We start from the raw sequence: 8,277 nt of genomic DNA on the forward strand, positions 1-8,277 counted from the left end.
CGGCGGTTGTACGCATCAAGGCACAGTCCCTGGAATGGGTCCAGGCCGGGGATGCCGTAATCATTCTTATCTACGAGAACGGCAGCCACAGGGTTCTGGTGAACCGGGAAGACCATGACCATGAAACCCTGACTCTGTGGAAGGAACTGGTCCGCACCCATCTGCCCCAAGACCATCAGACAGACCCGCAGCAGATCATAGATATGATGCGTGGAAAACTGGCCCACCAGATCCGCAAGGTCCGTTCAGGCATGAACATCACCTACGGGGTGCTTAACGGAGAAAAAACTGCGGAAGCATTCCTGAATCAGGGTGAGGAGCCCCTGGACCGGGTGGCCCATCTCTTGATCTTTACCGACGGCCTCTCCATCCCCCAGGCTGAACCCGAACCACACAAGGATTTCACCGATCTTGTCAAGACCTACCTGAACCTGGGCCTGGAAGGACTCAAACAGATGATCCGCAGCCAGGAAAAAAAAGATCCCCATTGCCTGGNNCTTATGAGTGAGTTTTGCGGTAATGAAAAAAAAGATCCCCATTGCCTGGCCTTTCCCCGGTTTAAATGCCACGATGATATCGCAGCCATTGCCGTCCGGTTTTAGAGAAAGAAGAAGCCTCTCCGGCATTAATTTTTTGGCATTACCGCAAAACTCACTCATAAGATAATTGAGTTTTACCTCAAATTTTCAGGTTGATATCTTAAATCTTGCAACCATTTCGTTCAGGTGTTCAGCAAGTTTCGACAGCTCCACAGCACTGGTTTTTACCTGATGGCTTCCGGCATTCATTTCATTGGTCGCCTGACTTACGTCATTAATATCTTTTGTTAATTCTCCAGCAACAGCAGAAGTTTGGGTCACGTTTTCACTCACCTCCTGTATCCCTTGAGCCGCTTGAGTTACATTATTTGCTATCTCCTGGGTGGTTGCCGATTGTTCTTCGATGGCTGTGGCGATACTTGTTACAATTTCGTTAACTTCATTGATGATACTTACAATCGAGTTAATTGCGGTAACAGATTCATGTGTTGTTGTTTGAACCGCGGTTATCTTGTTACCTATTTCACTTGTAGCTGCTGCTGTCTGCTGTGCAAGTGCTTTAATCTCTGCGGCAACAACGGCAAAACCCTTGCCTGCTTCACCTGCTCTTGCAGCCTCAATTGTAGCATTCAGGGCAAGAAGATTGGTCTGCTCTGAAATATCTGCAATCGTCTCTGTTACCTTACTGATCTCAGATGCACTTTTCCCAAGCTCACCCACTTTTTGGGAAACCTCTTTTGCAGCTTCAACTGCTGCGTGTGTTGTTTCACTGCCCTTGGCTGTGTTATGTGCAATTTCATTTATGGTGGAAGACATTTCTTCGGCAGCGGAAACAATCATCTGAATATTGGCAGTCGTCTGCTCCGTTGCAGCAGCCACACTATTCATATTTGTAGCCATTTCTTGGGCTGATGCAGATACGCTGTTTGCTTTTTCCGCGGATTGTTCGGAATTAGCGGAAAGCTGCTCTGAAATGGATGAAAGCTCTTTGGCAGACGATGTCAAAGTCTGGGTCGTTTGAAAAATATTCCTGATCATCTCCTGCAAACTGGCTGACATGGTGTTCAAAGAAGTTGACAGCGTTCCGATTTCATCTCGCTGGCCGACATCAAGAGATTGCGTGAAATCACCTTCTGCCATTGTTTTTGCAAAAGAGACACCTTTAATCAGCGGAACCGTGATCTTTTTCGCAACAAAATACCAAATCAGGGTTACGAGGACCAGGGCGATAACAATGACTGAAAGCTGAAATTTTTTCTTGTGTGCGTTAATCTTCGCTATCCTATTATTTGCGGCATCAAATTCACGAACCGGCAATCCTGCAACAATAATCCAGTCCCAGGGTTTAAAATACATAAGCCTTGTTACTTTTTCCATCTCTCCGTTGCCGTCTTTGCTATCCCACATGTATCGCATTGCGCCGACACTGTCTTCAGGCAGGCTGTGTGCGGTGTTTATAATATTTTTTATCGGGAAGGAACCGTCTTCGGATTGGTACTCAAGGACATTTTCCCCATCCCTTTGACCTTGATGTGAAATGGCATAGTTCCCTTGGGAGTCAAGGACAAAAACATATCCGGTTTTCCCGATTTTTGTATCCATGATCGCTTTTCTCAGGCTGGTAACGCTTTCCTGGGGGACTCCCACATATAGAACGCCAACAACGTAATTATTGGTATCATATATTGGTTCGTAAGCCGTGATGTACCATCTGTCAACGACAAACGCCCGGCCCCGGAATGTTGTTCCATTAAGGACCTCTTTGATGACCGGATTTTGTTTTCCGTCAGGATTGATTGCGGGGATATAGCTTCCCACAGCTCTTTTTCCATCTTCATTTAATACGTTTGTAGCAATCCGCAACATGCTTCCCGCTTCGTTCAAACGTTGAAATATAGTACAGGTCCCCCCGACCAACGATTTGACTTTATCAACAATTAACGATTTTTGCGACATATCGTCTGTTTTTCCGATCCATTCCCCACCGACAATTATTTTGGGAAGCAAAAGCGTTTGTTTCTCTTTCGTATATTGATTCACAGCCTGCCATTCAATGGTCTCATTGGACAATTCTACAGGGCCCTGTTGTTTCATGATATCCCGAGCAACGTTTAAAGAGCTGTCGACTTCTTTTTGAACCTGCTCCTGACTGGTCTTGCAGGTCGAATATACCCCTTTAACCAGATGCTCGAAGTTTGCAATAGTCAAATCTGAGGTTTCTCGCTTCACAAAATTTTCAGTTTGGGCATCCTGAAAAAAAGAAATCAGAGAAATTAAAACAATAGGGATGACACTAAGTAAAATACCATAGATCATCAATTTCATTTTTAGCTTCAAGGAACTTAAAATCATAGTATATTTTTTCCTTTTGGCACTGCATATCTATATCCGGAAACTCGGTCCAGGGCCTGGGTCAGATCGGCGATAAGATCGCCATGAAATTCAATTCCCACAGAGAGACGGATCAGGCCGTCGGTCACTCGGGCGGCCAGACGCTGCTCTTTTCCCAGGGAAGCATGAGTCATGGACGCCGGATGCTGAATCAGGGTTTCAACACCGCCCAGGGAAACAGCCAGGGTGCACAGCTTTACTGAATTAAGCAGCGTCTCTCCGGCCTCAAACCCGCCCTTAAGCTCAAATGCCATCACCCCGCCCGGACCACTGTGCTGCGTCTGGCCAAGATCATACTGGGGATGACTTTTCAGACCCGGATAGCGAACCCAGGCAATTTGGGGATGAGCTTCCAAGAACCGGGCAATTGCCATGCCGTTTTCCGCATGCTTTTCCATTCGAATTCCCAGGGTTTTGATACCCCTGTGCACCAGAAATGCATTGAAAGGATCAATAACTCCGCCGGTCTGGTTCAATACGCTTCGATAGCGACTGTAGGTATCATCATCCTTAACAACTACAATACCGCCGATAACATCGGCATGGCCGTTAATAAATTTTGTCAGGCTGTGAAGCACGATATCGGCCCCGAGCGTCAATGGATTTTGGAACCAGGGACTTAGAAACGTGTTATCCACGGCAAGAACGGCCCCTTTTTCATGGGCTGCGGCGGCAATTTTTTTGATATCAGACAGCTCAATGGTGGGATTGCCCGGGGTCTCGATATACACCAGGCGCGTTTTCGGTTTTAAGGCCCCAATCACTTGATCAGTGTCCGAGGTATTAACGAAATCGATGGTAATGCCGAACCGTTTATACACGGTATTCAGTAACGTCAGTGTCGGCCCGTAGACCACCTGTGAGCAGACCACATGGTCGCCGGCGGACAATTCTGCGGCAAAAACAGTATTGACTGCGGCCATTCCGCTGGCACATCCCAGTGCGAACTTCCCCTTTTCCAGTGCGGCTACGGCGTCTTCCATGCCGCGAATGGTGGGATTGCCCATTCGTGTATAAATGTAGCCTTCCTGCCGCCCGGCAAAAAGGGCTGCCCCGTGGCCGGTGGAATCAAACCGGAAGGCCGACGTCTGGTAAATCGGCTGAACAACAGCCCTTGACTCGTTCACCGACGCTCCGGCATGGATACACATAGATTGGGGGGTCAATTCTTTATAATTCATAAGCGACCTCCTTTGATTGATTTTCATAAGACGAGTTAAGATTTATATTATCAGCTTTGCAACACATATAAAACTGCAAACTTTTCCCCATGGATAGTAAGTGCTTGACCTGAGGCGGATTGATGGTATGTGTAAGAAAAACGTGAACTCGAAAGATAAGGAAGCAAAGACCCCATGAAAATATCGGGCAAAAAAACAGCCCCATTATCCCTAAAATTTACCTGAACGGTAAAGAGATTTAAGACAAATTAATCTAAATTACCGGAGGTCCTGCCGTTCAGGCAGGGACTGCTCCATGACCGCCTGCCCGATCAGCTCCGATAACGGAACGATCGACAGTTTCCTGGTTTTAAGTCCATTCAATAGACGCTCAAGTTCGGTTAAAAACGAAGCGAGCATTGTGTTATCCGGTGTCTCATGGTTTTCAGTCCAGGGCGTTGAATCATGGAGCAAAATAATATCACCGGGTTTTACCCGGTGCAGAATTTTTGACGCAATACCGGATATCCTGCGGTTGCCTTTATCCATGGCACGGCAGGAAAAATTTACAGCACTTAATCCCAATTCTGCCAGAACAGATCCCAATTTCGGGTTGGTGATACCTGCAGGGGGCCGGAAAACCAGTGGGCGGATGCCATTGGCCGCAAGAACCGTCTGGGTTTTAATGATCTCCTCTTTGAGGCGCTGACCTGATTTGAGCATGATCAAAGGATCGTGGGAATAGGTATGGTTGCCGATGGTGTGGCCCTGATCCAGAATTCGGGCAATGAGATCCGGATTCCTGTGGGCATTTTTTCCTGTGACAAAAAACGTGGCCGGCACCTGGTAAGTTTCAAGGAGAGTCAAAACCAAAGGGGTTGTCGTTCTGTCAGGCCCGTCGTCAAAGGTAAGAGAGACACAACGAATGCTGCGGGGGCCCCGACAGATAACAGGCAAAAAAAAACCAAATGCCGTCAAAAAAGGAGCGGCCAGACACACCAGAATAAATCCCGCCAGTGGAAAAAGGCTCCACACCGGTCCCCACAAAACAAACAAGGCGCTTGCCAAAACAAACGCAACAATTCCGGTTTTCTCACCTGTGGTCAACATTTTCTCATCTTATGGTATTTTTCGTGCTTCCAATACAAAATTTCTTGTGGTTGAGAGTTCTTTTTTTTCAACTTCCACAAGGGCTTCCGACTGGAAAATGGTCAGCACTTGTTGGCCTGAAAGGTTCGTGTGAAGTTCTCGAAATGCTGTCAGAATTTTTTCTTTTTGAGGAGAATCGAAATTTTTTCGGAAGCACAATATGGCTGGAATCAAAGGGGGGGACTTCATAATAATACGAAATTTTCTGCCAATTTGAGGATTCAGCTCTATCATGGTGCTGAGTCCGGAGTTTGTGACGCTACAGGCATCTGCCTTGTCAAAAAACACAGGGAGGACAGCCTTTGATATTTTTTCTGTTTTGGTGATGTTCACGTTGGGTTCCAGGCCATTGTAGCCGGTATTTATCCCCTTTATTATGGACTTGAGCCAGTATCCGGCCAAGGAGGTTCGAGGTGATTTGTAAAAAATAAGATTATTTCCTATCAAGTCCTCACACTGTTTAATTTTTCCATCTACAGGTGCCAAGAGCACATACTCTTCATAAAGATTACCAGACGTTCGCGTCAGAAAACAGTGCTCGGTTTCAAAATGGTCTGATATGTAAAGGTATTCTTCAAACTGGAGTCCTATGGAATCTATTTGGCTGTTGATCAATGCCCGGCGTATATCCTGATGATTACAGGGATAAAAGATATGCCCTATGAATCCAATTATCTCCTTCTTCTTCGCTAAGGTCCTGGAGGCTGTCGCGTTGCATACAGATGAATTCCATAGAATACTGTTGTATATAATCGTCAGCATCAAGACCTTTTTCTTTGCTGAGCTTTTTAAAAATCATAATTTGAATGCGGTTTAATTTCATAGGCCTGTGTAATTATATGGATCATGGGTTATTGACGTGAAGCTTTGAAGCGCCTGGCCTTAGCAATCAAAGAGGGTGCCCAGCTGGTGGTACCAAGGGTATGGATGTGGGTATAGGTGCCAAAGGTATTGTCTTTAAAAAATCCGTCCTTTTTTTCAATAATCCCCTTGCCCCGGGTCATTTTAAATGCCATGGCACTATCATCATAATCAATGGAAATCACCTTGGAGTATCTGAATTCATGGCCGCGAAGCACTTCTCCTTTGGCATAAAATGGATTTTCATTGACCACTTCAACTTCCGTGTAGCCATGGCCCTGGGGCCGTTTGGAAAGCCCAAACCGTAAGGGCAGGATACCGGTCATGGGGTAAACCACATCATCAAGACAAATACTCTCGCCAAGGAATATCAGACCACCGCATTCGGCATAAATGGGAAGTCCTTTGCGGGACAGCATTTTTAAATTATCTCTGAAAGCCTGATTGGCAGACAGCTGGGTGGCGTGGGTTTCGGGAAAGCCGCCGCCCATGTAGATGGCGTCGACTTCGGGAATATCGGACTGGGATAAAGGACTGATGAATTTAATCCCGGCACCCAGATTTTCCAGGGCTTCAATATTATCAGGATAATAGAACTGAAATGCGGAATCCCGAACAACGCCAATGGTCACAGTGGAATTATCTGTTGCCTGCTTTTTATTTTCTGCCGTATTCATTGCAGGAACCGATTCCTGCCGGTCGTTGTCCACAACCGGCATACCCTGTCCCTTAAACGAAGTGATCCGTCGGAAAAGTTCATCAACATCAATATTATCCAGGGCCACCTGCCTGGCCCGGGCCAAAGAGGTATCGCTTTCCTGGTGTTCTTCGGAAGTGACAAGCCCCATATGACGTTCGGGAAAATCCTCCTGCTTTAGCTTCGGCAGAGCGCCAAAAACCGGAATATTGCAAAAGTGTTCAATATTTGCCCGAACTTTTCCCTCATGGCGCTTTCCGGCCATACGGTTGAGGATAACGCCGCAAATATTGATATCCGGATCAAACTGCATGCAGCCCATGAGTACAGCGGCCATGGTACGGGTGGATTTGGTGCAGTCCAGTACCAGTATCACAGGCAGATCCAGCAGCTTGGCCAGTTCGCTTGTTGAGGTGGTACCATACAGATCAATGCCGTCGTAAAGGCCGCGGTTGCCCTCAACCATGGCAATATCGCAGGATTGGGAGTGGGTAAGATAAGAGGTTTGTACGACCGACTGGGCGCACAGATAGGTATCAAGATTATAGCAGGGGCGGCCGGCTGCCCGTGATAGCCAGCCGGCGTCAATATAGTCCGGGCCCTTTTTAAAGGGGGCCACCGTTATATTCCGGGCTCTCCATGCGGCAGTTATCCCAAGGGATATTATTGTCTTGCCTGAACCACCCCTGAGTCCGGCAATAACAACTCCAGGGACTTTTTCCCTACTGACAGTCATGAATTAAGCGAAAAAATTCTCTATTCTTCGCCTTCGGAAGAATGCTGGATACCGGCACCCTTCAGACCGTACATAGTGGTGGATCCGGATGACCAGTATTCAAGAATGCCGTTTTCAACCATTTTGTTAACAACTTTTTTTATTTCCCTGGGTTTGTCATCGGGGAAAAGCTTGTAAAAGTCTTTAATATAAAATTTGGTTTTGCTGCCGGCCTTTCCCTCAAGCCAGTCAACAACGGCTTTCTCGGCTGCTTCTTTATCGTTCAAAAGATCGCTTGCCATGTTAGACTCCTTTCCTTTCGGTTGAAAGGGATGAACCGGAGAACAAAATGCACCCCGGTCCATCCGATATTAAATAATGTTTAAACCCAAATTAGTTTTTAAATTAGAATTTAAACTGAGTGGACTGACGCCAGCTCATGTAAGCCTGCTGACGGAAATCGTCAATCAGGTGGTGGGTGAAGTCAAGTTCACAAGCTTCAAAGAATTTTTCCCATCCGATTCTCTCAGCCCAGTCACCCAGACGTTCGTATTTGTTGGCGCCGTTTGAATAGGCGTTAACCATCTTTTTGATGGCGTCGGTCATGGACGGCCAGCGGGGCATTTCGTTGGGCAGGAACGCCACAACAACCTTGGAAAATTTCGGAACGGAAATACGGTTGGATACTTTACCACCAGCCATGAGAACAATACCGTCACCTTCGGTGTCGGCAAGTGGCATGGAGGGGCACATGGTGTAGCAGTT

General features: G+C 46.8%; 6 protein-coding genes and 2 pseudogenes. 1 reads left to right on the forward strand and 7 read right to left on the reverse strand.

Translation table 11 applies throughout. The annotated features are described in order from the left end of the window. Positions 1-602, forward strand: a pseudogene (locus B3D59_RS06055) (hypothetical protein); the annotation flags it as partial. 84 nt (positions 603-686) lie between these two features. On the opposite strand, the gene B3D59_RS06060 reads toward B3D59_RS06055, so the two are convergent. The 7 genes and pseudogenes from B3D59_RS06060 to B3D59_RS06090 form a co-directional block, all read right to left on the reverse strand. Next, positions 687-2,891 carry a methyl-accepting chemotaxis protein gene (locus B3D59_RS06060; protein ID WP_286818425.1) on the reverse strand — a complete coding sequence of 735 codons (2,205 nt, stop codon included), beginning with the start codon at positions 2,889-2,891 and terminating at the stop codon, positions 687-689. Further along, a complete protein-coding gene (locus B3D59_RS06065) occupies positions 2,888-4,111 on the reverse strand; it encodes a trans-sulfuration enzyme family protein (RefSeq protein ID WP_286818426.1) in 1,224 nt (407 codons plus the stop codon). The genes B3D59_RS06060 and B3D59_RS06065 overlap by 4 nt, the downstream gene beginning before the upstream one ends. A gap of 258 nt (positions 4,112-4,369) precedes the next feature. Beyond that, positions 4,370-5,200, reverse strand: coding sequence for a polysaccharide deacetylase family protein (locus tag B3D59_RS06070; RefSeq protein ID WP_286818428.1), 831 nt, complete (start codon positions 5,198-5,200; stop codon positions 4,370-4,372). A gap of 9 nt (positions 5,201-5,209) precedes the next feature. After that, positions 5,210-6,001: a PhnD/SsuA/transferrin family substrate-binding protein gene (locus B3D59_RS06075; protein ID WP_286818429.1), complete on the reverse strand. Its 792-nt coding sequence runs from the start codon at positions 5,999-6,001 to the stop codon at positions 5,210-5,212. Between the two features lie 89 nt (positions 6,002-6,090). Further along, a complete protein-coding gene (locus B3D59_RS06080; protein WP_286818430.1) occupies positions 6,091-7,533 on the reverse strand; it encodes a cobyrinate a,c-diamide synthase in 1,443 nt (480 codons plus the stop codon). Between the two features lie 20 nt (positions 7,534-7,553). Further along, a complete protein-coding gene (locus tag B3D59_RS06085) occupies positions 7,554-7,814 on the reverse strand; it encodes a dissimilatory sulfite reductase D family protein (protein WP_286818431.1) in 261 nt (86 codons plus the stop codon). A gap of 103 nt (positions 7,815-7,917) precedes the next feature. Next, positions 7,918-8,277: pseudogene (locus B3D59_RS06090) on the reverse strand (sulfite reductase, dissimilatory-type beta subunit); the annotation flags it as partial.

Origin of the sequence: Desulfobacter sp. UBA2225, assembly GCF_002348205.1 — a bacterium.
In the GTDB taxonomy this organism is placed as follows: Bacteria; Desulfobacterota; Desulfobacteria; order Desulfobacterales; family Desulfobacteraceae; genus Desulfobacter; species Desulfobacter postgatei.

Coding starts and splice junctions, on each gene's coding strand:
- B3D59_RS06070 (WP_286818428.1), bottom strand. CDS start 5,200: ATGTTGACCACAGGTGAGAAAACCGGAATTGTTGCGTTTGTTTTGGCA.
- B3D59_RS06060 (WP_286818425.1), bottom strand. CDS start 2,891: ATGATTTTAAGTTCCTTGAAGCTAAAAATGAAATTGATGATCTATGGT.
- B3D59_RS06065 (WP_286818426.1), bottom strand. CDS start 4,111: ATGAATTATAAAGAATTGACCCCCCAATCTATGTGTATCCATGCCGGA.
- B3D59_RS06080 (WP_286818430.1), bottom strand. CDS start 7,533: ATGACTGTCAGTAGGGAAAAAGTCCCTGGAGTTGTTATTGCCGGACTC.
- B3D59_RS06085 (WP_286818431.1), bottom strand. CDS start 7,814: ATGGCAAGCGATCTTTTGAACGATAAAGAAGCAGCCGAGAAAGCCGTT.
- B3D59_RS06075 (WP_286818429.1), bottom strand. CDS start 6,001: ATGCTGACGATTATATACAACAGTATTCTATGGAATTCATCTGTATGC.